General features: G+C 49.8%; 19 protein-coding genes and 1 tRNA gene. 13 read left to right on the top strand and 7 right to left on the bottom strand.

Annotated elements, in window-relative coordinates:
- The first annotated feature begins 9 nt into the window (after positions 1-9).
- The 4 genes from HF324_RS09320 (at position 10) to HF324_RS09335 (ending at position 6,270) form a co-directional block, all read left to right on the top strand.
- On the top strand, positions 10-1,479 hold the full coding sequence (locus HF324_RS09320) for a SusD/RagB family nutrient-binding outer membrane lipoprotein (RefSeq protein ID WP_168859647.1): 1,470 nt from the start codon (positions 10-12) through the stop codon (positions 1,477-1,479).
- A 13-nt stretch (positions 1,480-1,492) separates the two neighbouring features.
- The gene (locus HF324_RS09325; protein ID WP_168859648.1) at positions 1,493-2,779 is read left to right on the top strand and encodes a purple acid phosphatase family protein; all 1,287 of its coding nucleotides are present in this window, start codon (positions 1,493-1,495) and stop codon (positions 2,777-2,779) included.
- Positions 2,776-4,389, top strand: a complete 1,614-nt coding sequence (pafA, locus tag HF324_RS09330; protein WP_168859649.1) for an alkaline phosphatase PafA — start codon at positions 2,776-2,778, stop codon at positions 4,387-4,389. The genes HF324_RS09325 and pafA overlap by 4 nt, the downstream gene beginning before the upstream one ends.
- Positions 4,390-4,491: 102 nt before the next feature.
- Positions 4,492-6,270 (top strand): UvrD-helicase domain-containing protein, encoded by a 1,779-nt coding sequence (locus HF324_RS09335; protein ID WP_168859650.1) that lies wholly within the window; start codon positions 4,492-4,494, stop codon positions 6,268-6,270.
- 62 nt (positions 6,271-6,332) lie between these two features.
- Here HF324_RS09335 and HF324_RS09340 read toward each other — a convergent pair whose 3' ends face one another.
- The gene (locus tag HF324_RS09340) at positions 6,333-6,860 is read right to left on the bottom strand and encodes a hypothetical protein (protein WP_168802175.1); all 528 of its coding nucleotides are present in this window, start codon (positions 6,858-6,860) and stop codon (positions 6,333-6,335) included.
- A 65-nt stretch (positions 6,861-6,925) separates the two neighbouring features.
- Entirely contained in the window at positions 6,926-7,021 is a 96-nt protein-coding gene (locus tag HF324_RS33855) for a hypothetical protein (protein ID WP_168811525.1), read from the bottom strand.
- 246 nt (positions 7,022-7,267) lie between these two features.
- On the opposite strand from HF324_RS33855, the gene HF324_RS09350 reads away from it, so the two are divergent.
- On the top strand, positions 7,268-7,846 hold the full coding sequence (locus HF324_RS09350; RefSeq protein ID WP_168859651.1) for a hypothetical protein: 579 nt from the start codon (positions 7,268-7,270) through the stop codon (positions 7,844-7,846).
- Between the two features lie 347 nt (positions 7,847-8,193).
- Here HF324_RS09350 and HF324_RS09355 read toward each other — a convergent pair.
- A tRNA-Leu gene (locus tag HF324_RS09355) sits at positions 8,194-8,277 on the bottom strand.
- Between the two features lie 112 nt (positions 8,278-8,389).
- Positions 8,390-9,202, bottom strand: a complete 813-nt coding sequence (locus tag HF324_RS09360; RefSeq protein ID WP_168802224.1) for a 2,3,4,5-tetrahydropyridine-2,6-dicarboxylate N-succinyltransferase — start codon at positions 9,200-9,202, stop codon at positions 8,390-8,392.
- Positions 9,203-9,287: 85 nt separating this feature from the next.
- On the opposite strand from HF324_RS09360, the gene HF324_RS09365 reads away from it, so the two are divergent.
- From HF324_RS09365 to miaA, 5 genes are all read left to right on the top strand, one after another.
- Complete coding sequence (locus HF324_RS09365) at positions 9,288-10,415, top strand: glycosyltransferase family 4 protein (RefSeq protein WP_168859652.1); 1,128 nt, start codon at positions 9,288-9,290, stop codon at positions 10,413-10,415.
- A gap of 10 nt (positions 10,416-10,425) precedes the next feature.
- Entirely contained in the window at positions 10,426-10,995 is a 570-nt protein-coding gene (locus tag HF324_RS09370; RefSeq protein ID WP_168859653.1) for an L-threonylcarbamoyladenylate synthase, read from the top strand.
- Positions 10,996-11,052: 57 nt separating this feature from the next.
- The gene (locus HF324_RS09375; protein WP_168859654.1) at positions 11,053-12,489 is read left to right on the top strand and encodes a CCA tRNA nucleotidyltransferase; all 1,437 of its coding nucleotides are present in this window, start codon (positions 11,053-11,055) and stop codon (positions 12,487-12,489) included.
- Positions 12,490-12,596: 107 nt separating this feature from the next.
- On the top strand, positions 12,597-13,175 hold the full coding sequence (locus HF324_RS09380) for an IS1096 element passenger TnpR family protein (RefSeq protein WP_168802228.1): 579 nt from the start codon (positions 12,597-12,599) through the stop codon (positions 13,173-13,175).
- A 76-nt stretch (positions 13,176-13,251) separates the two neighbouring features.
- A complete protein-coding gene (miaA, locus tag HF324_RS09385; RefSeq protein ID WP_258539467.1) occupies positions 13,252-14,097 on the top strand; it encodes a tRNA (adenosine(37)-N6)-dimethylallyltransferase MiaA in 846 nt (281 codons plus the stop codon).
- A gap of 405 nt (positions 14,098-14,502) precedes the next feature.
- Here the strand turns inward: miaA and HF324_RS09390 are convergent, their stop codons facing one another.
- Both HF324_RS09390 and HF324_RS09395 read right to left on the bottom strand, forming a co-directional pair.
- Complete coding sequence (locus HF324_RS09390; RefSeq protein ID WP_168802229.1) at positions 14,503-16,023, bottom strand: OmpP1/FadL family transporter; 1,521 nt, start codon at positions 16,021-16,023, stop codon at positions 14,503-14,505.
- A 210-nt stretch (positions 16,024-16,233) separates the two neighbouring features.
- Positions 16,234-17,268 carry a hypothetical protein gene (locus HF324_RS09395; protein ID WP_168859655.1) on the bottom strand — a complete coding sequence of 345 codons (1,035 nt, stop codon included), beginning with the start codon at positions 17,266-17,268 and terminating at the stop codon, positions 16,234-16,236.
- Between the two features lie 283 nt (positions 17,269-17,551).
- Here HF324_RS09395 and proS point away from each other — a divergent pair, with 283 nt between their 5' ends.
- From proS to HF324_RS09410, 3 genes are all read left to right on the top strand, one after another.
- Positions 17,552-19,027, top strand: coding sequence for a proline--tRNA ligase (proS, locus tag HF324_RS09400; RefSeq protein WP_168802231.1), 1,476 nt, complete (start codon positions 17,552-17,554; stop codon positions 19,025-19,027).
- A gap of 167 nt (positions 19,028-19,194) precedes the next feature.
- Positions 19,195-22,119: a sensor histidine kinase gene (locus HF324_RS09405; protein WP_168802232.1), complete on the top strand. Its 2,925-nt coding sequence runs from the start codon at positions 19,195-19,197 to the stop codon at positions 22,117-22,119.
- Entirely contained in the window at positions 22,116-22,877 is a 762-nt protein-coding gene (locus HF324_RS09410; protein ID WP_078672331.1) for a LytR/AlgR family response regulator transcription factor, read from the top strand. The genes HF324_RS09405 and HF324_RS09410 overlap by 4 nt, the downstream gene beginning before the upstream one ends.
- Positions 22,878-23,214: 337 nt before the next feature.
- Here HF324_RS09410 and HF324_RS09415 read toward each other — a convergent pair whose 3' ends face one another.
- Positions 23,215-24,792, bottom strand: coding sequence for a trypsin-like peptidase domain-containing protein (locus HF324_RS09415; protein ID WP_168859656.1), 1,578 nt, complete (start codon positions 24,790-24,792; stop codon positions 23,215-23,217).
- Positions 24,793-24,881 lie beyond the last annotated feature (89 nt).

A 24,881-nucleotide genomic window follows, 5' to 3' on the forward strand; every position in this document is an offset into this window, starting at 1 on the left:
ATTCATATCATGAAACCGTATAAAATAATTATAGGTCTGCTGACAGCACTAACATTTACCGGCTGTACGAAAGACTTTGAAGATATCAATACCAATCCTAATAATCCGTCTGTTACCCGGCCGGAGTACCACCTGACAGAAGCGATCACACAAACGGCTTATGCCTATGCGGAGAACGGGTTTGCCAGAAGACCGGCAGCACTGGGCAGGTACATCACCCTGATCAGGAATAACGATTATGAACTGTTCCGCTGGACGGCCGTGGACTGGTCGGATATTTACCAGCGCGCGATGATCGTGAAAACCATGCAGCAGGAAGCCACCGATATGAAACAACCGGCTTACGTAGCGGCGGGCAAAGTGCTGATGGCGTTTAATATAGCCTACCTGACAGATCTCTATGGCGATGTTCCTTATTCCAAAGCATTGCAGTCAGTAGAGAATGGTAACATCAAACCCACCTACGACAAACAGGAAGATATCTACGGCAGCCTGTTGGACCTGCTGAAAGAAGCCAATACAGCATTAAAAAATAATGGCGCCGGTATCGACGCAAAGGCCGATGCCATGTTCGCCGGCGATGCCCTGAAGTGGCGTAAGCTGGCTAACTCCCTGCGTTTGCGGATGCTGCTCCGTTGCTCCAAAAACTACCCCAACGCCTGGACGGAGATACAGGCCATCCTGAACAATAAAGCGGAGTATCCGGTCATGGAAAGTAACGCCGATAATGCCGAAGTAGGTTACCTGGGCGTGAAAAAAGATGACAGCTGGGCCGGCGGACCGCTGAATATGATCGATAATGATTTTCAGAAAACGAAAGCCAGCAAGGAGCTGGTAGATGCATTGTTGTCGCGCAATGATCCCAGGCTGGAACTATGGATCGCTCCGGTGAGCAGCACAGAGGGCGCTACCGTCGACAAAAATAAATACGTTGGTATCCCGCACGCCTATACGAATCCGGGAGATTACAACGGCGGTGAAGCGCACCAGTCTACGTTGTCTTCTTTCTTCAGACAGAATAAACCTGCCACCTACAAAGCCAGCCTGATGTTGTATACGGAAGTGTGTTTCATCATTGCGGAGGCGATGCAGTCAGGCAAAGTAACCATGGCGGGGGCTACGGCAGAGAGCATGTATAACAACGGCATCAGGTCCTCTATGGAATATTATGGACTGCAGCCGGAAGCGCAGCAACGCAAGTACTATGATCAGACCATCGTAAAATACAATGGCACGCTGGAACAGCTGATCACCCAGAAGTGGATCGCGATGACTTTCCGGGGCGCAGAAGGATGGTTTGATTTTCGCCGTACCGGCCACCCTGCGTTTGTAGCCGGTCCGATGGCTTTTCAGAAGACTTTCCCGGTAAGGTACGCCTGGCCTATGACGGAGCAGGATGTGAACCTGGACAACTATCACGCAGCGATCAAGGTGTTTGGCGCGGATGATATCAACACAAAAATGTGGTACCTGAGATAAGAACGATCAACATATGGAAAAGAGAATATTAGGGAGAAGGAATTTCCTGGGAGGTATCCTGAAAGCCGGCGCACTGCTGCCGCTGGCAGGAACGCCGGTGTTAGCTGCTGTGGCGGCGCCGCTGGAAGGAGGGGCTTATAAAGCGTCGGCGGTCCCTGACCGGATTATTCTGAATATTACAAAAGATCCGTCTACCATGGCGGCCATCACCTGGCGTTCAAACAGCGCCGCTACGGCCTATGTGGAATATGCAATAGCGGACGCCCGTCCGGCGTTTGCGGCGAAGGCTGCGCGGGTGACGGCGAAAGCAGCACCGCTGCTGGATGTATGTCATCATAGCTTTACGCTGACAGGCCTGCAGCCGGATACGCTGTACACCTACCGCGTAGGTAACGATAACGGCTGGAGCGAATGGCTCCAGTTCCGCACGGCAGCGGCAACCGGAAAGCTGTCCTTTATTTACCTGGGAGATGCGCAGGTAGGCATCAGGCCGTTCTGGAGCCGCGTGCTCCGCAAAGCCTATGCGCAATTGCCGGACGCGCAGCTGGTCATTCATGCCGGCGATCTTGTCAACCGTGCCAACAACGACGATGAATGGGGCCAATGGTTCGAAGCCGGCGGATATATCCACGGAAGTGTGCCATCGCTGGTAACGCCGGGCAATCATGAATACACGCATGAAGATGGTTTTCCGCACCTGTCCGTTCACTGGAAAAAGCACTTCACCCTCCCGGAAAACGGTACCGGTCTCGATGAGCTGGAAGGCTCCGTGTTCTATACGGACATACAAGGTGTGCGGTTTATCAGCCTCAACACCATGATGATGGAGGAAGCCACCGCGGAATCGCTGCTCCATGCGCAGCAGCAGTGGCTGGAGCGTACGCTGTCTTCCAACCCGCACGCATGGACCGTGGTAACGATGCATCACCCGGTATTCTCTACCAAAAAAGGCAGGAGCAATGAGAAAGTAAGGACATGGTTTAAACCACTGTTTGATAAGTATAAAGTAGATATCGTACTGCAGGGGCACGATCATGCCTATGGCAGGGGGATGCGGCAGATAGCGCCTTACGGTACCGCCTATGTCGTGTCTGTGAGCGGCTCCAAAATGTATGACTATGAGAAAATGGAATGGGCCGATATTGTTACCGGGCATCTGCAGATGTACCATCTGATCACCATCGATCGCAACCGCCTTGATTTCAGGGCGTACCTCGCCACCGGTGAACTGTTCGACGCCTTTGTGCTGGAGAAACGCGCCGGTAAGCTTAACAAATTCAAAGACAACAGACCTTCATGAAAACCCGTTCTATACTGTTGCTGGCAATACTTCTTGCCGGCAACAGTCTTTTCGCGCAACAACTAAAGCGGCCTAAGCTGGTCGTGGGCATTATGGTAGACCAGATGCGGTGGGACTACCTGTACCGGTATTATAACCGTTACGGCAATACGGGGTTTAAGCGGTTACTCCGGGAAGGTTTCAGCTGTGAGCAAACCATGATCAACTATGTACCGTCCGTTACGGCCAGCGGACATGCCGCCGTATATACCGGCGCAGGCCCTGCGGTGAACGGTATTGTCGGTAACGACTGGTATGACCGTCGGGCCGGTAAGTCTGTGTACTGTGTATACGATAGCGCGGTCAGCACGATCGGCGGTGCTGCAACAGCCGCAGGAGGCATGTCGCCCCGCCACCTGATGAGCACCACCATCGGCGATGAACTGCGTATCGGCACCGGCTTTCAGAGCAGGGTAGTAGGCATCGCACTGAAAGACAGGGCCGCGATATTGCCCGCGGGCCACGGCGCCAATGCTGCCTTCTGGTACGACGATGCCACGGGCAATTTCATCACCAGCACCTGGTATATGAACAGCCTGCCTGTATGGGCAACAGCCTTCAACAAAGCACAACGCGCTGCAAAATATATACAGCAGCCATGGAAAACATTATATCCTCTTGCTTCCTATACCGCCAGCACGGCAGATGATAAACACTATGAAGTGCCCCTGCCGGGAGAAGACAAGCCGGTGTTCATCCATCAGTTCAGCAAAGGGCAAGACTATGGACTGCTGAAATACTCGCCGCTGGGCAACACGCTGACATTGGATTTTGCGAAAGCTGCCATTCTGGGGTACGCCTTAGGCAGTACTGCCACCGATATGCTTTGCCTCAGCTTCTCCACGCCGGACATTGCCGGTCATAGCTTCGGCCCAGATGCTATCGAAATGGAAGACATGTACCTGCGGCTGGATAAAGAACTCGGCGAATTCCTTACCTGGCTGGACCAGCGCTACGGTAATGACTACCTGGTGTTTCTCACCGCGGACCACGGCGCTATCAACTCACCGGGCTTTTTTCAGGACCACCACCTGCCGGGCAGTGCGGAAAAAATTGGCAGGGCCGCTGCGCTCAATGAAGCCGTCAGCAGGCTGCTGGGCGTGCCTAAAGCCATCCTCTCCGATGCCGGTTTACAGCTGTACCTGGATACCGCCGCCATCAGTAAGGCCGGCGTCCCCCTGGTAACGGTGCAGCAGTTGATCAAAGCGCAGCTGAAAGCGCTTCCCGGCATCAGCGATGTGATGATCGCCGAAGAAATGCACAACGGCTATCTTCCTGCGCCCTTTAATGACATGTACCTCAACGGCTGGCACGCCAAACGCAGTGGCGACATGATGGTAATACCCGCACCGGGCGTAAAGAACGGCAGCATCATGGGAACGACCCACGGCACCATGTATCCTTATGATACGCACATTCCTTTGATATGGTTCGGGTGGGGGATAAAGCACGGTGTTAGTTACAGGCATATCGGGATGACAGATATTGCAGCTACTGTATGTGCTTTGCTGCGGATACAGATGCCAGGCGGAAGTACAGGGAAGGTAATTGAAGAAGTGATGGGGAGATAAAAGAGGGGCGGACAAAATGGTACTTGGTGAATTCTGCTTAAATGACTAATTTATAGTCTATTGTAATGTAAGCCATTTGTCCACCCTCAATATTAACCCATTATGCAGTTAACTCAGGAGCAGCTTGACATTATTCAGTCTGCCGGTAATATTAAAATAAATGCAGTAGCCGGTTCTGGTAAGACAACAACAATCATTGAATACGCCAAAAGCAGGCCTCGCCACGCCAAAATACTGTATCTGGCGTTTAATAAGTCAGTCAGGAATGACGCTATAGCTAAATTTGAAAACTGCGGATTGACAAACGTAAAAGTGGAGACAGCTCATTCACTGGCTTACAAACGGATTGTTTTCAGAGATGGTTATAATGTGCGTAATCAGGGATATCGTACACATGAAATTGCGGAATTATTGCAAATAGCAGGAAGTGGAGAGAAACATGGAAAGTATATCGTAGCCAATCACATAAATAAATTTTTTAGCTATTTCTGCAATAGTGATAAAATGACCATGGAGGAACTGGACTATCTGGACGTTGTTACGGATAAAAAAGTCCGGTCATTCGTTAAAACCTATTACAACGATATTCAGAAACTGGCTGCAAGTTTATACCAGAAAATGGATGCCGGGGAAATTGACATCACGCATGATTTTTACCTGAAAAAATTCCAGCTGGAACATCCGGATTTAAAGTTTGATTATATTTTATTTGATGAAGGTCAGGACGCCTCCGCTGCCATGCTGGATATCTTTCTCCGGCAAAAGGCAGTAAAAGTGATAGTAGGAGATACGCATCAGCAAATTTACAGCTGGCGGTATGCAGTTAATTCTCTGGAGAAAGTGGATTTCAAGACCTTTCACCTGTCGACAAGCTTTCGTTTTGGACCGGACATAGCACATCTTGCATCTGAAGTCTTAAAATGGAAAGAATACCTTGGTTTATATAAGCCTTTTTCTATTACAGGTAATGGCGGGCAGGATAAAGGAAGTAGCGTGGCAGTCATTGCGAGAACGAACCTTGGGTTATTGTTAAATGCTATAGCGTACATTGAAAAGAATGTGGACGTCAGGCATATATATTTTGAAGGAAATATTAATTCCTATGCCTATGCGGATGATGGAACCTCTCTTTACGACCTGCTGAACTTCATTAATAATAAGCGGTACCTTGTAAAGGACCATCTCATCCGGGAGATGAAAAACATGGCGGAACTGGAGGAGTATATTGAACATACGGAGGATATTCAACTGGCTACTATGCTGGAGATCGTAAGGGAATACGGCGATGATATTCCATCGATAATCAGAACGCTTAAAGACAAACATGTAGACGATACGGATAAAAAGAAAGCGGCAGTTATTTTTTCGACTGTTCACCGGAGCAAAGGAATGGAGTATGACAAGGTTATCCTGGCAGATGATTTTGTGACGGAGGAGAAGCTCACGAAAATGAAAAAGGAGGAAATGAACGTCTCGAAACTGAATGAGGAAATCAACCTGCTGTATGTTGCTATTACCCGGACCCGCGATATTATTCAAATTCCGGAGTCCATGATTCCATCCGGTTTCCCTTCTTCACAGATTACTGTTCTTAAAGAGGAAAAACCCGAAATAACAAATAAGGCATCTTTTGTAAATCCGGCGATGACGGAAGGTTATAAAACAGCTACTGAAAAGACATATACCTTTGAAGAAGTCAGATTAAAACACAAAGGCGCTTATATGCCCTGGACAGAGGAACAGGATAATGAACTGACCCAGCTTTATTGCAAAGGCAGAAAGATAAAGGAGATGGCAATACACTTTGGGCGAACGGAAGGAGCCATCAGATCGAGGATAAAAAAGCTGGACCTGGAGTCTATCTACGGGCCAGGGAAATAACAAATGACCGGTGTATGTAGTATACATCGGTCATTTGTTTTATAACGTTTTAAAGGGCTGACTTAATTCGAACGAATACCATCTATCAGCCAGTCATTATTCACTTTCACCAGCTTGTAAATCAGCTTATAGGTGGGATAATTTTTAAACCGCAGGGTGATCGTTGCTGTATTGCCTGTAATTACAGGTGTTGTCTTCTGCAAAGCCGCCAGCACTTCTTTATGCTCGGGCGGGTCCTGGCTCAGGGTGTATTCGTCGCTGTCCCTGCCGCTGGCATAACCATCTTTTTTGATGTATTGCTCCATCTCCTGGTAGTATTTTTCTTTTTCTGCTAAATAAGCGGGGGAGAAGATGCCTGTGTTTTTGAGATTGTTTAAATACGTTTTAATACTGGGTTTGTTCAGCTTCAGGATGTCCATGCCATCTACTTCTTTGAAGCATTGGTCTTCCTGATTGACGGGACTGTTAGGGTTTTCCAGTAACGTAAATAATTTTTTTACAGGTAGCGCAGGGCCGTTTTGCTGGGCAGATGACGGGTGAAAAGCAAACAAGGCTAAAAAGAGAGCGGTACAGAGAAGAGATAACTTCATGTTTTATTTTAGTTTAAAATTCGAATGCCAAATATAAGATCATAGCGGATATAGAACGCAAAAAGCTATGGTGCCTTCTCCATTATTTTTTTTCGGTGTTTTTTACCCCAGTCTTCCATCTCGAGGATTATTTTTTTGAGCGACCTTCCCTGGTACAGCAGAGTATATGATAACCTATGTTAAATATATCGGAAACTTTTACTTGTGAGAGCTTTACAAGTCCTATTCCTTGTATATTTATCCTTGTGCGGCAGGCTGTTTATGCAAGGGCAAATTCCGGGCAAAGCAGTACTGAAAAATACTGTGCCCAAAAACCTGAAGCAACAATTACGCCGGTGAATAATGCCACGGGTATTCCAAATGGGATGGTGCCAGATGGATAAAAGCGGGAAATTAAATAAAAACACATGATCAGGCATAAGTTAATTATATTCTTTGCATTCGGTTTATTAGCCCTTTCCTGCACTGAAAAGAGGATACGCACACCTAAAGCGTTTCTGAATACTGTAAAGAGAGATGCAGATAGCTACGTGAAGGATAAAGACGTATTAGCGCATCAGATGAGGGAATTGATGATTAAACATGAACAATCCTTTCATAGTGCTGAATATTATGATTCGACAGTGCTACAAATTGATTCTATATTGTATAGTAGAGACTATCAAAAGGTGATAGTATTTGTTCTTACAAAGAATCCAATCCGCAGACAGCTTTGGCCTGCTAAGAATTATTATTGGTATTATAATGCCTTTTGTTATCTGGGTATACGACAAAAAGACGGATTCAAATTAGAGTGGATGGACTCATTCAATATAATAAATTTCTACGACAGGGAAAAGGCTTCTGAAGCTATTAAAGACATGTATTTTACCCAGTTCGCTACAATTAGAGAAGTGAATGGTGAATATATATACAAATATAACTTTGATGACATGCGGTTTTGGAATGATCCGATTTGGGAAAAATATTTTGAGAATAATGAATGATATTGTTTATACCTTACAACGACACTATCTCATAAACTGTGTAAATATTAAAAATCGGAGTGATCAAAATCCACTCCGAACAGCTGAAGAAGGCGACACAAGGATGTTTAAATAAATATAGTCAGTTCCCCCCGAGAAGCGATTTAATTGGCGAACCAATATTTTAAAACCAGTCCCTGACATGCAGGCTATCAAACCAGCTGAGGGATAAACGTGCTGGTCGTGTTCTGCTGCCAACACAGGGATTAGGTGTGTCAACGATAGTGGGAGAAAGCGCGAGAGTCTAAAAAAAATTGACACCGATGCAAAACAAAAGAGCTTGTAAGCCAAAACTTACAAGCTCTTTGTGCCCAGAACTGGATTCGAACCAGCACACCCTTGCGGGCGCTGCGACCTGAACACAGTGCGTCTACCAATTTCGCCATCTGGGCAGGGCTGTGTCCCTCGTTAAAGGGATTGCAAAGGTAGGCTTTTTATATTACCAACCAAATTTATTTTAAAAAGAAGCAATAAGTCGGTTTAACTTATTGCTTCTCAACGATATTAAACGGCCACGTTGAACTCACGCAGGGTGTCGTTCAGGCTGGTCTTCAGGTCGGTGGAGGCTTTACGCTGACCAATGATCAGCGCGCAGGACACCTGGTATTCGCCGGCAGGGAACTTCTTGGTGTAAGTTCCGGGGATCACCACGCTGCGGGCTGGTACACGGCCTTTGTATTCGATAGGCTCAGGACCGCTCACGTCAATGATCTTGGTGGACTGGGTCAGTACCACGTTGGCGCCGAGCACGGCTTCTTTCTCTACGTGCACACCTTCTACCACGATGCAACGGGAGCCCACAAAGCAACCGTCTTCGATGATCACAGGGCTGGCCTGCAGCGGTTCCAGTACGCCGCCGATACCTACGCCACCGCTCAGGTGCACGTGTTTGCCGATCTGCGCACAGGAGCCTACGGTAGCCCAGGTGTCTACCATCGTTCCTTCGTCTACATAAGCGCCGATGTTCACGTAGGAAGGCATCAGGATACAACCTTTGGAGATATACGCACCGTAACGGGCAATAGCATGCGGCACTACGCGCACGCCCAGGTCTTTATAGTTGGTCTTCAGCTTCATCTTGTCGTAGAACTCGAACGGAGGAACAGACATGGTCTCCATCGGCTGAATGGTGAAATACATCAGGATAGCCTGCTTTACCCACTCATTAACTACCCAGCCGCTTTCTGCAGGCTGCGCTACTCTCAGCGTGCCTTTGTCTACTGCTTCTATCACCGCTTTTACAGCATCGGTATACTGCGTTTCCTGCAACAGGCTCCTGTCAGCCCAGGCAGCCTGTATTTGTTGTTGTAAATCCATTTGTGCTTTTTTCGCAAAAGTAATATCTAATAAATGAAATAACGAATAACGAATTTCTTTCCCGGACTTCGTATTTTCGCAACATATGAAGATTGGTTTTGATGCCAAGCGTGCTTTCCAGAATGATACAGGACTGGGCAACTACAGCCGGACCCTCATTTCTTCCCTGGCAGCTGGCTTCCCGGAGCACCAGTATTTCCTGTTCGCTCCTAAACAAACAGATATGTACAACGCACCGGGCATCCCGGTGATATTACCCGGAAAAGCCTGGCACCGCTGGTTTAAATCGGCCTGGCGGAGCCGCTATGTGGTAAAAGACCTGCAACGGTATGGGATCGACCTGTACCACGGCCTCAGTCATGAAATACCCTTCGGCATCCCCGGCAGCGGCGTGAAATCGGTGGTGACCATGCATGACCTGATCTTTGAAAGGTACCCGCAACAATACAACCCTATCGACGTGCTTACCTATCGCCGTAAAGCCCGCTATGCCTGCGAAAAAGCAGACAAAGTGGTCGCCATCAGCGAACAGACGCGGCAGGACCTCATCACCTACTATCATACCGATCCGGATAAAATAGAAGTGGTATACCAAAGCTGCGACCCCGCTTTCGCCGTGCCGCACACCACCGCCGAAATACAGGACTTCCGCAGCCGCTACCAGCTGCCCGACCAGTATTTTTTATATGTTGGCTCGGTCATTGAAAGGAAAAACCTGTTGGGCATCGTAACGGCGATGAATACACTGAAAGGCGCCGTAAATGTTCCACTGGTGGTACTGGGCAACGGGAGCGGTTATAAGAAGAAAGTAAAGGAATACCTCGCGGCCAACGGCCTCTCACAGCAGGTGATATGGCTCAATGAACAGGAAAGGCTGCCCAACAGCGCCTTACCCCTGCTCTACCAGGGCGCCGCGGCCTTATTGTACCCTTCCCTGTTTGAAGGTTTTGGCATACCCATTCTGGAAGCGCTCTGGAGCGGTACGCCGGTGATCACCTCCCATGGCTCCTGTTTTGGGGAGACAGGGGGAGACGCTGCGCTGTATGTCGACCCGTTAAGCGCCACCGACATCGCCGGCGCCATGCGCCGCATACTGGCGGAATCTTCGCTGTCAGAAGACATGCGCCGCAAAGGATGGATACACGCCCGGCGCTTCACACCGGAACAATGCGCGGCGGATATGATGAAAGTGTATGTGGACCTGGAAAAATAAATGAACAGCCATGGATTTTGAACAAGATATTAATGCCGCCCTGCCGGTACTGCGCAATGGCGGACTCATTCTCTACCCCACAGATACCATCTGGGGCATCGGCTGCGACGCCACCAACGAAGCTGCCGTAAAAAAAGTTTATGAACTGAAACAACGCAGCGAAAGCAAAAGCCTCGTGATCCTGCTGCCCGATGTGCGCGACCTGCTGTATTATGTGTCTAACCCGCGGCCGGACATGGCGGAGGTGCTGGCCGGCTTCGACCGGCCGACGACAGTCATCTACGAAGGCGCCCTCGGCCTCGCGGCCAACGCCGTCAGCGACGACCAGACAGTAGCCATCCGCATCGTGCAGGATACCTTCTGCCGCCACCTGCTCAAACGCCTCCGGAAACCCCTGGTGTCCACCTCTGCCAATATCAGCGGTCAACCCAGCCCAGCCAGTTTCCGCGACGTGTCCCCCGCGATCGTGAACGGCGTGGACTATGTGGTAAAATACCGCCAGGAAGAAGCCGCTGCCGGCGTGGCTTCCAGGATTATCAGGATAGGAAAAGACGGATCGATAGCCATAATCCGGGATTAAACGGCATTATTTATTACATTTGCGCCCTGATTTCAGCGAAAGGAACAAAATTTTAATATGATCAGCAGCAAGCCATTAGACATTCCCTGCTCCCTGCAGGAACGGAAAGTGTTGGAGAAGATTGCGCTGGCAGCCCATGAACTACGGGTGCCGGCCTTTCTGATCGGAGGCTTCGTACGCGATAAAATACTGGGAAGAAGAACAAAAGACATGGATATCGTGTGCGTGGGAGACGGCATCACCCTGGCACACCAGGTGGCTGCTGCCCTGGGCGACAATATCCCCGTCAGCTTCTTTAAAACCTACGGCACCGCCCAGGTGAAATGGCATGAATTCGAAATCGAATTCGTAGGCGCCCGCAAAGAAAGCTACCGCCGGGAATCCAGAAACCCCGAAGTAGTGGCCGGCACCCTCGAAGATGACCAGAACCGCCGCGATTTTACCATCAACGCACTGGCGGTCAGCCTCCGGGAGGCCGACTACGGCACCCTTATCGACCCCTTCGGCGGAATGGCAGATCTGGATAAACAACTGATCCGCACCCCGCTGGAGCCGGCACAAACCTTCAGCGACGACCCCCTGCGCATGATGCGGGCCATCCGCTTTGCATCCCAGCTGCAGTTCACCATCGCCGATGACGCCTTTAAAGCCATCCAGGAAAATGCGGAACGTATCCGCATCATCACCCAGGAAAGGATCTCCGACGAATTCAATAAAATCATGCTCTCTCCCAAACCCTCCGTGGGGCTCGACCTGCTCTATAAAGCCGGTCTGCTTAAAATCATCTTCCCCCAGATGACAGACATGGTAGGCGTGGAGATGTATGAAGGGAAAGGACATAAAGATAATTTCTATCATACCCTGCAGGTAGTCGATAATATCTCCGTGCATACCCGCGACCTCTGGCTCCGCTGGGCTGCACTGCTGCATGATATCGGTAAGCCCGCCACCAAAAAATTTGAACCGGGCCACGGCTGGACCTTCCACGGTCACGATGCGGTGGGAGGGAAGATGGTGACCCGTATCTTCACCAAATTTAAATTACCCCTGCACGATAAAATGAAGCTGGTCAAAAAACTGGTGGAACTCCACCTGCGCCCGATCAGCCTCACGAAAGAGAATATAACGGACTCGGCTATCCGCAGGCTCCTGTTCGACGCCGGCGACGACATCGAATCACTCATGATGCTGTGCGAAGCCGATATCACCTCCAAAAACAAATCCAAGGTGAAACGTTATCTGGAGAATTTTGAACTGGTGCGCAAAAGGCTGAAGGAAGTGGAAGAAAGCGATCGTATCCGCAACTGGCAACCCCCCGTTACCGGCGAAATGATCATGGAGACCTTTGACCTGAAGCCCGGCCGCATAGTAGGTGACCTCAAAAACGCTATCCGGGAAGCTATCCTCGACGGCGAAATCGCAAACACCTACGAAGCCGCCTACGCTTTTATGCTGGAAAAAGCAAAAGCCCTGGACCTTACCCCAGTTAAATAAAATTGGTAATTTTACATAACCAGAATTAAGAAACGATTAATTGTTATCAGCGCCCTTGACCATGCGTTGGGAATTAATATATTTATCTAACTTATAACCAAATTGTCATGCCGGTTTTGAAATTCAGAGTATACTGGGAAGAAGATGAAAGTGTTTACAGAGACATTTCCATTAAGCCGAATCAGACTTTTTTAGCATTACATACGGCCATTTTGCAGGCTTTTGAATTTGATACCAAACATGGAGCCACCTTCTTCCGTAGCAATGATAACTGGCAACGCGGCCGGGAAATCATCCTGCAGGAAGATAAGCAACCCCGTAAAGTAGAGCCGCTGCTGATGGCGGAAACCACCATCGCCGCCGCGGTGAAAGCACCCAACCAAAAATTCATCTACCTCTACGACTTCGCCAAAAACTGGTCATTCCTCGTTGAACTGATCGGCGTCTCCAAAGATGAGAACGCCAAACTGACCTACCCGGTATGTGTACGCAAGGAAGGCCTGGCCCCCAGCCAGTACGGTACCAAAGGCCTGGTGGGCGATAAACTCGTGGAAATGGAAGAAAAATATGACCTTAACAAGGAAGGCATGGACGAAGAAGGCTTCGGTGAAGAAGGAGAAGAGGAAACCAACAACGACGGCGCTGATGATTTCGGCGGCGGCGGTGAAGATGAAAATAACTACTAGTAACTGATCTAACCTGAAAACAGTCATTATCATAGCAGGCCCCACGGCCTCCGGTAAAACGGCGCTGGCTATACGGTTGGCGCAGTTATACCGCACTTCGGTGATCTCTGCCGACTCCCGGCAGTGTTACCGGGAAATCAGCATCGGTACGGCTAAACCCACACCAGCGGAACTGGCAGCCGCCCCGCACTATTTCATCAACTCCCACTCCATCCGGGAAGAAGTGAATGCCGGTATCTACGAACAACTGGCCCTGCAATATGCCCGCGATATCTTCCGCGACAACGATGTGGCCATCATGTGCGGTGGTACCGGCCTGTATATCCGCGCTTTCTGCGAAGGAATAGACGATATGCCGGCCATCCCGCCGGGCATCCGGGAACAGCTCAACGTGCAATATGCGGAAAACGGCCTCGCCTGGCTCCAGGAACAACTGCAGCTGCGCGATCCGGCGTTTTATGCCACCGCGGAAACACAAAATCCGCAACGCCTCATCCGCGCACTGGAAGTCCTTGAGGCTACCGGAAGATCTATCACCACCTTCCGTACCGCTACCAAAGCGCAGCGGGACTTCCGTATTATCAAAACAGGCATTAATCTGCCGAAGGAACTGCTGCATGAAAACATCCACAAACGGGTAGACCTCATGATGGACGCCGGCCTGCTCGCAGAAGTGGAAAGTGTAAAAGCTTTCCGGCAACATAATGCCCTGCGTACTGTAGGCTACCAGGAGATATTTGACTACTTCGACGGCACGCTGTCCCTCGAAAAGGCAGTGGAAGACATTAAAACACATACCCGGCAATACGCCAAAAGACAACTGACCTGGTTCCGCAAAGACCCGGATTACCACTGGTTCGATCCCCGCTATCCGGAAGTGATCATCAGCTGGCTGCAACAACAATTGCAACAGCCCTCCTGATCACAAACATCAGGCTCATAAGCCTAAGCATAGGCATAAGCATAAGCATAAGTAAAAGTATAGGTATAGGTATAGGTATAGGTATAAGCATAAGCGCCTCCCCATCAAACACAATTCATTCGTAATCTTCGCATAAAAAAAAGCTGGCCGCATGGCCAGCTTTTTTTTATTAGATCATGCCCGGACATTACATCCCTCCGGGCGTTGTTTCGTTCGATTTAGCTTCACCGCTTCACTATTCACCACTTCATTCACTTCCCAAGTTCAAATCCTGTTGCCGAAACTTCAACATCCTCGCCTACTTTGGGCTTTGAACAACATTGTTGCCCAGGGTGTGAGCCCTGGGGGGAGGGGGAGGGGAAGGGGAAGGGGGGAATCAAATCCCTGAGATCAAATCCCCGAAAATCAAAATTTCAGCCCCAGTGTCAATACCACATTGCTTCTGTTGTAATCCAGGGTTGCGGCCGCAGGTGTTAATCCCTGGGTGGTGCTGGTATACAACCGGTAGCGGTCATTGCCTTGTGTGTAGCTGTAGGCCAGATCGGCATACAGGCCTTTGTTGCGGTAGCCGAAGCCGGCGCTGTACACTTTGCGGGAGGCGTCGGTGTTGGCGTTGTATTCGTCGTTGCTGTACGGGTTGCCATACCAGGCGAAGCCGGCTCTTACGGCGTAGAGGGTGGCGAATTTCAGTTCGGCGCCCACACGTACGTTGGAAACGGCTTTATAGATGGCGCTGATGTTTTGGTTCAGTGCTTTTTCGTCATCGCGGTAGTCGCTCATTTTGAATTTACCGGAGGACTGGTTCACGTACTCGTAATCGGCGGTGATGAAGCCCTGTGTATTGCTCACGTGGGTGATATCGCCGAAGAAGTAGGTGGCGCCGGCCATGGCGCGGAGCGGTGCTACGTAGTTATAGTCAAATTCCACGGGGTAACCGCCGGTCACATTGTCGGAATGGGCATATTGTTTCCCGAGGTAATTTTCCGTGTTAACGTCGATGTCGGCGGTATAGCTGTCGTGCATGCTGTAGTAGGTAGGCGTGTGGAAGGCGCCGCCCAGGCGGAAGCGGGGAGAGGCCTTGTACAATACGCCTATTTTAGCGCCGATACCGAGCCCAGTTCTTCTGAGGTACTGGCGGTAGTCGAAGTAACCGAAATCGTTGTTAGGCTGGTTGGCGCCGTTGTTGGTGGCGTCGTCTTCCATTACGGTGAAGTCTTCGCGGTAGTTTACATTAGGCACATTGATGCTACCGCCGATGTATAAACGGTTACCGTAGTTACCGGCTACGGCGAACGCAAATTCGTTGAGTCCTCCCCGTGTTTCGAGGATGCCGCGTTGCTGTATGGCGGTGAGGCCGCCGGTAGGGCGGGTAGGGGATGCGTTGCTCATCGGGTCTACCACGCCGTCGGGGTGACGGAAGCGGTCTATCAGGCCGGCGCGGTAGCCGATGCTGCCGCCCAGCGGGTAGTCGTTGACGATACCGGCAGAGTCGGCGTACCACATCTGGTCTACCCAGGTATCTGAGAAAGATGATTTGTCGTTGTAGCCGGCCACCACTATTTTATTGTTATAGTTGGCCAGGCGGGTGTAGCCCAGCGAGAAGCTTACGTTGTTCCAGGCTTTGTCGCCGGTGCCTTTGTTGGAGGCGAAGATCACGCCGATGCTGGGTATCTGGAAATTGGTCTTGTTGCCTTTGTTGTCCAGCTGCCCGTTGCCCAGGTAGGTGGAATTGTTGTTGGTAAGGCCTAATCCTGCTGAGATGAACACTTCGCCGGTCTTGAACATGCCGATGCCGGCAGGGTTAGTGTGTGCTGAGGAGTAGTCGCCGCCCAGGCCGATGCCTGCTCCACCCAGTGATTGTGCTCTTGCTGTCCCGAATGGTTGATTGGGGGAGTAAAGCAAAGCGTCATTCGAGCTCTGCGCCATTGCGGTAACGGATAAAAAGAGTCCTCCTAAAAGAGGGTAAATTCTTTTAATCATAATTCTATATACTTAAAAATTGAGATGTATTGGCAGAATGTCTGGTGAATAACGTGCTGCGACAGATATAACGTTCACAAACAGGAAAACTTATGTCCTATAAAAAGATAAGCGTAGTTTTTTTGCTACGCTTATCCTGAATTCGTTTGTTAGTGATTAACGTCCGCCTCTTGCAGGACGGCTGTAGCCTCCGCCACCGCCGCTGCTTCCGCCGCTACGTACGCCACCGCCGCCGCTGGGAGGGGAGTAGCTCGGTGCAGGTGTGGAAGGACGGGAATATTCCACTCTGGAAGGACGGGAATAGCCGCCGTTGTTATTATTGTAGTTGCCGCCGTTGTTATAGGAAGGACGGGAAATAACGGGTCTTTCTGAGCTGGACTGCTGGAACACACGACGGGGACGGTCAGTGTTGGACGGTATATAGTTACCGTTGCCGCCACCATTTGCCGGTGCTACCGCGCCTCTCGCCGGACGGTAGTAACCACCGCCGCCGGTGTTGCCGCCGCTGTTATTGGTATAATTGGCTGTACGAACACGTTCGTTGCCGTTTCTAACCGGTCCGTAGGAGTTGGCCGGACGACGGGTGAAATAACCACCACCGTAGTGGCCGCCGCCATAATAACCGCCACCATAGTAACCACCTGCGTAGTACGGATAGTAGTGGCCATAGTAACCGCCATAATAAGGCCAGTAAGAACCATAGTAAGGATAACCACCCCAGCCAAAGCCTAAGCCATAGCTCCAGGGACGGTAAAATCCGCCGCCCCATCCAAAGCCCAGGGTCATGGACGGACCCCAGAGGCTGCTGTAACCGAAGCTGCTGTATGGGCCGTAGCCGTAACCAGCGCCCCAGCCGCCCATGTACAGGTTGCTCGCTGCATTGTAACCATCCCAGTAACCGCCGTTGTAAGTGTTGGCGTTGCTGCCGAAACGGTTGATACGGCGCTGATAATCACCCTGATCATCATCGTAGGTCACGTAAGTGCCACCGTCATCGGGCGCATCCGTATACCTGCCATTCTCATCCTGTACAGAATTTCCGTCAGAACCGTTGTTGGAAGCATAGGTGCGCTGTTGCTGGCGCGGAGAATAATATACATCGTCCGGTGTCTGGGCCGTCTTATATGTACTGGAGCAGGCGCCCAGAGCGAACGTACCAGCAGCCAGTGCAATGTATAGTATAGGTTTCATTTGAAATATATTTTTAGCGTGATTTATATAGTAAATTTACACTTTTATAACGGATTTTAAGGGAACAAAGTTACAATAACAGAACGGGTTATTTTATTTTGGCCGGACTATTTGCACCTTTATGATTTTCATGTAGGTTTGTAACATTTTCTTTTTAAATATTTGTGACAAAAACTAAGCCAGTTTGAGGCTGTTTTCCGGCTGACGGGAAGATAATTTTTGCTAGACAAATTCAATAATTTTTAACTAAAAGACAAAGGTATATAAATTAGTATTTTTATTTATGAGTAAAGAGATCACAGCCCGTTCGGAAGATTATTCGAAATGGTACAATGACCTGGTGGTGAAAGGCGGTCTGGCAGACTACTCTGCCGTTAGAGGCTGTATGGTGATCAAACCATATGGTTATGCGCTCTGGGAAGCCATGCGCGACGTCCTGGACAGTAAATTTAAGGAAACCGGTCACCAGAACGCTTATTTTCCGCTGTTTATCCCCAAAAGCTTCCTCAGCAAAGAAGCCGCCCACGTGGAAGGCTTCGCTAAAGAATGCGCCGTTGTAACCCACTACCGCCTGAAAAACGACCCCAACGGCGGCGGGGTAGTGGTAGACCCGGAAGCCAAACTGGAAGAAGAGCTGATCGTTCGACCCACTTCGGAAACCATCATCTGGAACACCTATAAGGACTGGATCCAATCTTACCGCGACCTGCCCCTGCTGATCAACCAGTGGGCCAACGTGGTACGCTGGGAGATGCGCACCCGCCTTTTCCTCCGCACGGCCGAATTCCTCTGGCAGGAAGGCCATACCGCCCACGCCACAGCAGAAGAAGCCATCGCGGAAACAGAACAGATGCTGCACATATACGCTGAATTCGCCGAACAATATATGGCGGTACCGGTGATCCGCGGCGTTAAAACCGCCAGCGAAAGATTCGCCGGAGCAGTAAACACCTACTGCGTGGAAGCCCTCATGCAGGACGGTAAAGCCCTGCAGGCCGGTACCTCCCACTTCCTCGGCCAGAACTTCGCGAAAGCATTCGATGTACAGTTCTCCAACAAAGAAAATAAACTGGACTACGTATGGGCCACCTCCTGGGGCGTATCTACCCGCCTGATCGGAGGCCTCATCATGGTGCACAGCGATGACCAGGGCCTCGTACTGCCCCCCCGCATCGCTCCGCTGCAGGTGGTGATCGTACCTATCTATAAAGGCGCCGACCAGAAAACTGCCCTCGATGAAAAAGTAAACGGCATCGTGGCTGAACTGAAAAAAGCCGGCATCCGCGTGAAATACGACGACTCCGACAACAACCGCCCGGGCTGGAAATTCGCCGAATATGAAATGAAAGGCGTTCCCGTTCGTATAGCCATCGGCGCAAGAGACCTCGAAAACAACGTGGCCGAGGTCGCCCGCCGCGATACAAAAGAGAAAATGAGCCTCTCCCTCGACGGACTGGCAGGCCGCATCGGCGAACTGCTGGAAGAAATTCAGCAGCACCTCTTCACCAAAGCCAAAACCTACCGCGATGAACATATCACCCGTGTAGATAACTTCGAGGAATTCCAGAAAGTACTGGACGAAAAAACTGGCTTCGTGTCCGCCCACTGGGACGGTACCGCCGAAACGGAAGAGAAAATCAAAGAACTGACAAAAGCAACCATCCGTTGTATACCACTGGACAACCCCCAGGAAGCAGGTACCTGCGTCCTCACAGGTAAACCGTCCAAAGAACGGGTGTTGTTTGCCAGAGCATACTAAAATCAATTGCGAATTACGGATTACGGATTACGAATGAAAAAGCCATTTGTAATTCGTAGTTCGTAATTTGTAGTTAAAGGAATTACCAATGACCATCCGCTAACGCCCCCCTCGGCATAGCAGTCTTCATTCGTAATTCGTAATTCGTAATTCGTAATTCATCATTGATGTCCATTACCCGTTTCATACTGTTATGGTGGCTGGTCATCTTTTGCACAGGTTACAACGCATGGGCCCAGGGCCTGATGATCCGCAACTACAATGTAAAAGATGGGTTGGCTAATGCTACTGTATACGCCGCCGTACAGGATAAAGACGGATTCATCTGGTTTGCTACACCCACCGGTGTCAGTAAGTTCGACGGTAAACGTTTTCGTAACTACGCCAAAAAAGACGGCCTCACCGACAACGACGTTGTCAAGCTCGCCGCTGACAGTAAAGGAAGACTATGGTTCTTTACGCTCAACGGTAAACTCTCTTTTTACGATCATACCTATATCCACAACGAAGACAACGACTCCTCCCTGAAATTCAACAGCCGCAGCCACTATATGCAATATGCCTTCGAGGCAGACGCCGGCTTCGTGTATTTCTTCAATTCCAATAACCGCATCGTTACCTATAACGGTAAAAAAACAGAATACGACAAACGGGACATAGAAACCAATTTCCTGTACCTGCTGCGCAACGGCCGCGTATACCGCCCGCTGCAAAAAGCCTTTCATGTAAATTCCCTCCACGATCCCACCAATCCCCAACAGGAGATATCCTCCGTATGCCCGTACCCTTTTGACAGCGAAAATGCTGACACGGTAAAAAACGGACCGATCCTGATGGTCCGCAATATCCTGTACGCCTATACGCCCCAGAAAATCAGCTGCTTTTTTAACGGGGCCGACTGGGGCATCAAAGACGAAATCAGTAACCTGTGTATCGATAACGATAACCTCTGGATCGGTACCCAGCGCGCATTGTATTATATCAAAGGTTTTTTTAAGGGAGATAAAAAGATCACCAAACTGCTGGATAACCATAACATTACCTCCCTGCTGAAGGACCGCGACGGTAACATCTGGATCACCACCTTCGGCGACGGCGTATATAATATCCCCTATAAAAATTTCTACTTCAGCTACCTGGATAATACCAACGGACTGTATTCCCACTCCATCTTCAGCATCAGCAAAGACAAAAAAAATGACCTGCTCCTGATCGGACAAAATGCAGGCATCCTCAATACCATGAGCGTTAACGGCGTCATCCGGCAGTTCACCCTGGACACCGCCAGCGGCCGCAACAGCCTCCTCGCCATCCTGCCCTACAGGGAAAATGAAGCCCTGATCGGAACAGACAACGGACTGCTCTTGTTTAATACCGCTACACAGAAGTATTCACAGCTCAAAGCAGTGAAAATGCTGAAAGACGTGGATATCTCCCCCGCAGGAAAAATCAGGATAGCAGCCAAAAACCAGGTCATCGCACTGGATGACTATGAAATCACGGAACTCGACATGATCGTGACGTCCATCGCCAGTGTCAACGATTCCCTGTATTTCGTCGGCGCCAACAACGGACTCTACACCTGCACGGACGGCACCCGCAGGCTGAAACCGTCTACTAACGACTCACTGCGCACGCTCAGCATCAAAGACCTCAAATGGATCAACGGCTACCTGTGGATCGGCACCAGCGATCAGGGCATCTACGTTGTACATGGCGATACGGTGGTCAAACACCTGTCATCCGCCAATAACCTGGCCAGCGACATCTGCCAGCAACTGTATTACGACGGGTATCAGAACCTGTACGTGGCCACCAACAAAGGCGTTTCGGTGATTAATGTAAAAGAACAGCACATCACCCGCAATATCACCTCCAACGATGGCCTCATGTCCGACGACATCCGCGGGGTATATGCCGACGACGGCATCCTGTACATCGCGACCTCCAACGGCCTCTGCTACTTTAAAGGCGATCACCTGCCGGTGGATACCGTACCCCCCGTGATCTACCTCAGCAATATCCGGTATGGCGACAGTACTTACCTGCCAGGAGACAACTTCGTACATCTGTATAAAAGGAAAGCCTCCTTCGAAGCAGAGTTCGGCACCATCGTGTTCGACCTGCCCGAACTGGTGGAATACCAATATAATTTTTCAGGAGACACCACCAGCGGATGGGTCACCACCATGTCCAACATTATCCCGTTCCCCGACCTGCAGCCTGGCAACTATAAACTGATGGTCAGGGCCCGCAAATACAAAAGCGACTGGTCCAAACCCCTCAACCTGAACGTAAACATACTGCCGCAATGGTACCAGCAATGGTGGGCCCGCGGCATCCTCCTGCTGGCCGGACTGCTGGTGATCCTGGTTGTGCTGCGTTTTATTGTGAAAAGGATCAAACAGGCGGAAAAAAGAAAAACGGAGTACAACCGCCGTATCGCGGAACTGGAGGCCAAAGCGCTCACCAATCAGATGAATCCCCATTTCATCTTCAATTCGCTGAACTCGGTGCAGCACCTCATCCTGGAGAAAGAGGAAAAGCAGGCGCTCAACTTCCTGGCGGATTTCGCCACGCTGATGCGCCAGATGCTCAATAACTCCCGGAAATCCTATATTTCGCTGGAAGAGGAGATCGCTTTCCTGACCCGCTACCTGGAGCTGGAAAAAATCCGGTTTGCGCACTCCTTTACCTACCACTTCATCATGGAAAACACGTTAAAAGACTATACCATATATATTCCGCCCATGATTATTCAGCCAATCGTGGAAAACGCCATCAAACACGGGCTGGCGCCCAAAAACAGCGCCGGGTACCTGGAGATCCGGATAGAAATGGTGGATGATCTGCTCTATTGCTCCGTTGATGACGACGGCATCGGTTGGGACAAGTCCAATAGTATCAAAAGCTCCCGGTTGATCAAACACGAATCTACCGCACTGAGCGTGATAAAGGAAAGGTTGCAGATTATAAAATCTTTTAATGGAAGTGTTGGAAAGTTAGAAATTATTGATAAATTTAAATCTGGTTTCGGCAATAAGGAAGGTACCTTAGTTGAAATTCTGATTCCCATTGTTAAGATGTTATGAGTAATATAAAAGCTGCCATTGTAGACGATGAAGTCCGCAACATTCATATTTTGCGCAATATTCTGGAGAACTATTGTAAGGACGTTACCGTAGTTGGAGAGGCGCAGAATATCAATGAGGCGGCAGAAATGATTAAAAACAACCCCATTGACGTACTGTTCCTGGACATTGAGATGCCTCCGCATAATGGTTTCCAGCTGCTGGAGATGTTCCCGGTGCTGAACTTTGAGGTTATTTTTATCACTGCCTTCCAGGAATATGCTTTACAGGCCATCAAGTTTGCGGCGTTGGACTACCTGCTCAAACCCATCAAGGTAAGCGAGGTGGAAGATGCATTGGAAAAAGTGAAGAAAAGCAAAAAAGGACGGCTCAACGAACTGGCTTCCATTCTGAAAGACTACGTAAAAAACAACGATAACGCCTTCTCCAAGATAGTAATCCCCGTGAATGACGGCTATAACGTGATTGACCTCAAGGATATTATCTACTGTGAAGCTTTCGACAGCTATACCAAAATCCAGCTGATCAACAACGTGTCCCATCTGATCTCCAAATCCCTGAAAGAATACGAAGAGATGTTGTCCGACAAGGGATTTTATCGCGTACATAAATCCTTCCTCATCAATATTCACCATATTGTGAAGATTATCAAGGGGTTAGGTACCGCTGTGGTGATGAGCGACCAGAAAAATATTCCGATTTCTTCCCGCAAAAAAGACGAGTTTTTCACCCAGCTGAAAGGAGTGATCAACCTGTAAGTTTGTCTGATACTGAAGTTTTTTAGCCGGTGGCCTTGCGCTTAACCGGCTTTTTTATGCGTTCCCTGTATGGAATATGCTGTTCACGAGGTCATGTAACCGAACCTCATATACTTATCTTATTTTCATTATGGGTTTTCATAGATCTAGCTATTACTTGTTAGTTTGTCCAGACTTTACTTGTACTTTTTTAAAAGGGACTGACCAAATGGTCGGTCTCTTTATTTTTAGGCGCTTTTACCCCTGAAAAATTAAGCCCGGCGCTTCAGTGCCGGGATGGAGTAAAAAGCCATCACCGGTACTGAAACACCGGGCTAAAGGTATCAGCAGCGGAGTATTACAGGTTTTCTGCGCCTGCGCCGCCGGTATTGATATTGTAATAGTAGATATTTCCTCCCCTTTGCGGGTAGAAACCTACCAGCTGGATGTTTTTCTCTTTGTCCAGGATGGCGCTGAGCGAGTTGACGGAAGTCACGGGCGTATTGCCTGCTTTCAGGATCACAAAGCCCGGGATCATGCTGGTTTGTTTTTTAATGATACCGGTGCTGATATCATTGACCCTTACACCCCCTTTTACTCCAATACTTGTAGCCTCTTCTTTGGTCAGGTCGGAAAGGTCTGCCCCCAGTCTGTCGAGGTTGGTGATGCGCACCACGTCGGTGTTGCCCTGCAGGTTGCGGAGCGTAACGTTGTTGCTGGTGTATTCCTTATCGCCGCGGGTGTAGGTGATGCTGATCTTGTCACCGGGTTTATAACGGGCCACCTGTTCGCTCATCTGGGAAGATCCGGCTACGCTCACCCCGTTGATTTTGGTGATGATGTCGCCCTGGCGAAGGCCTGCGGCTGCGGCGGAGCTATTGTCCATTACTTCGGTGATCTGCACGCCGTTGACGTCGCGTCTTACGCCGATTTCACGCAGCTGGTCGTCTGTCATGGATGCGATAGCAGCCGGAGAGGCGTATTTAACGCCGAGGTATGCCCGCTGTACGCTGCCATACTTCAGTATATCGTTGACTACTTTCCGGACAAGGTTTACCGGGATAGCGTAGGAGTACCCTGCGTAGGAGCCGGTAGGGGAGGCGATGGCGGAGTTGATGCCCACCAGTTCACCGGCGGTATTCACCAGTGCGCCGCCACTGTTGCCCTGGTTCACAGCGGCATCGGTCTGAATGAAAGACTCGATGGAGTTGTTGATCCTGCCGCCGCTTTTATTGATACCGATAGAGCGGGATTTGGCGCTGACGATACCGGCGGTAACGGTCGCGTCGAGGTTAAGCGGGTAACCGACAGCCAGTACCCACTGACCGATGTCCACGTTGTCGGAGTTGCCATACAGCAGGTAGGGCAGGCTCTTGCCGGGGATCTTGATCACGGCCAGGTCGGTGCTGGGGTCTGTGCCTACCAGCTTGGCCTTGAACGTCTTGTTTTCATTGGCGAGGGAAACGGTGATTTCGTCGGCGTCGGCGATCACGTGGTTGTTGGTCACGATGTAGCCGTCGTCAGAAATGAGTACGCCTGAACCGGAAGCCATCTGGCCGGGGATATAATAGCGGCGGCCATCTCCGCCTCCGTTGAACTCATCACCAAAAAATTCGTCGCCGAAGAGGTCCTGCAGGATGCTGCGTCTTTTCTGTAGTCCATTGGTTACCTGCCGCGGATTGATCTTTGTTTTGATGTGGACTACGCCGGGAACAGCTGTTCTGGCAGCGGTCACAAAATCGGAAGGGGGAACGGCATTGGCTTTGCTTTCGGCGCCCGGCATAGTATACCTTGCATAGTTTACGGGGATGTCATTGGAACCGTTTTGAAAAGTGCCCGGGCGTCTGCCTTCGAAGTATTTGCCATACACAAATATGGCAGCAACGGCAGTAACAGCACTGATCAACACTGTCGTAACAATTTGCTTTAATTTCATATTATAGTGTGTTTAGCGTTGTGATACCAAATAAAGTATTTTTTTAATAATCTAAGTAAGATCAATTTATATGCCCCTGATACAAATTT

Source organism: Chitinophaga oryzae, from assembly GCF_012516375.2.
Classification (GTDB): domain Bacteria; phylum Bacteroidota; class Bacteroidia; order Chitinophagales; family Chitinophagaceae; genus Chitinophaga; species Chitinophaga oryzae.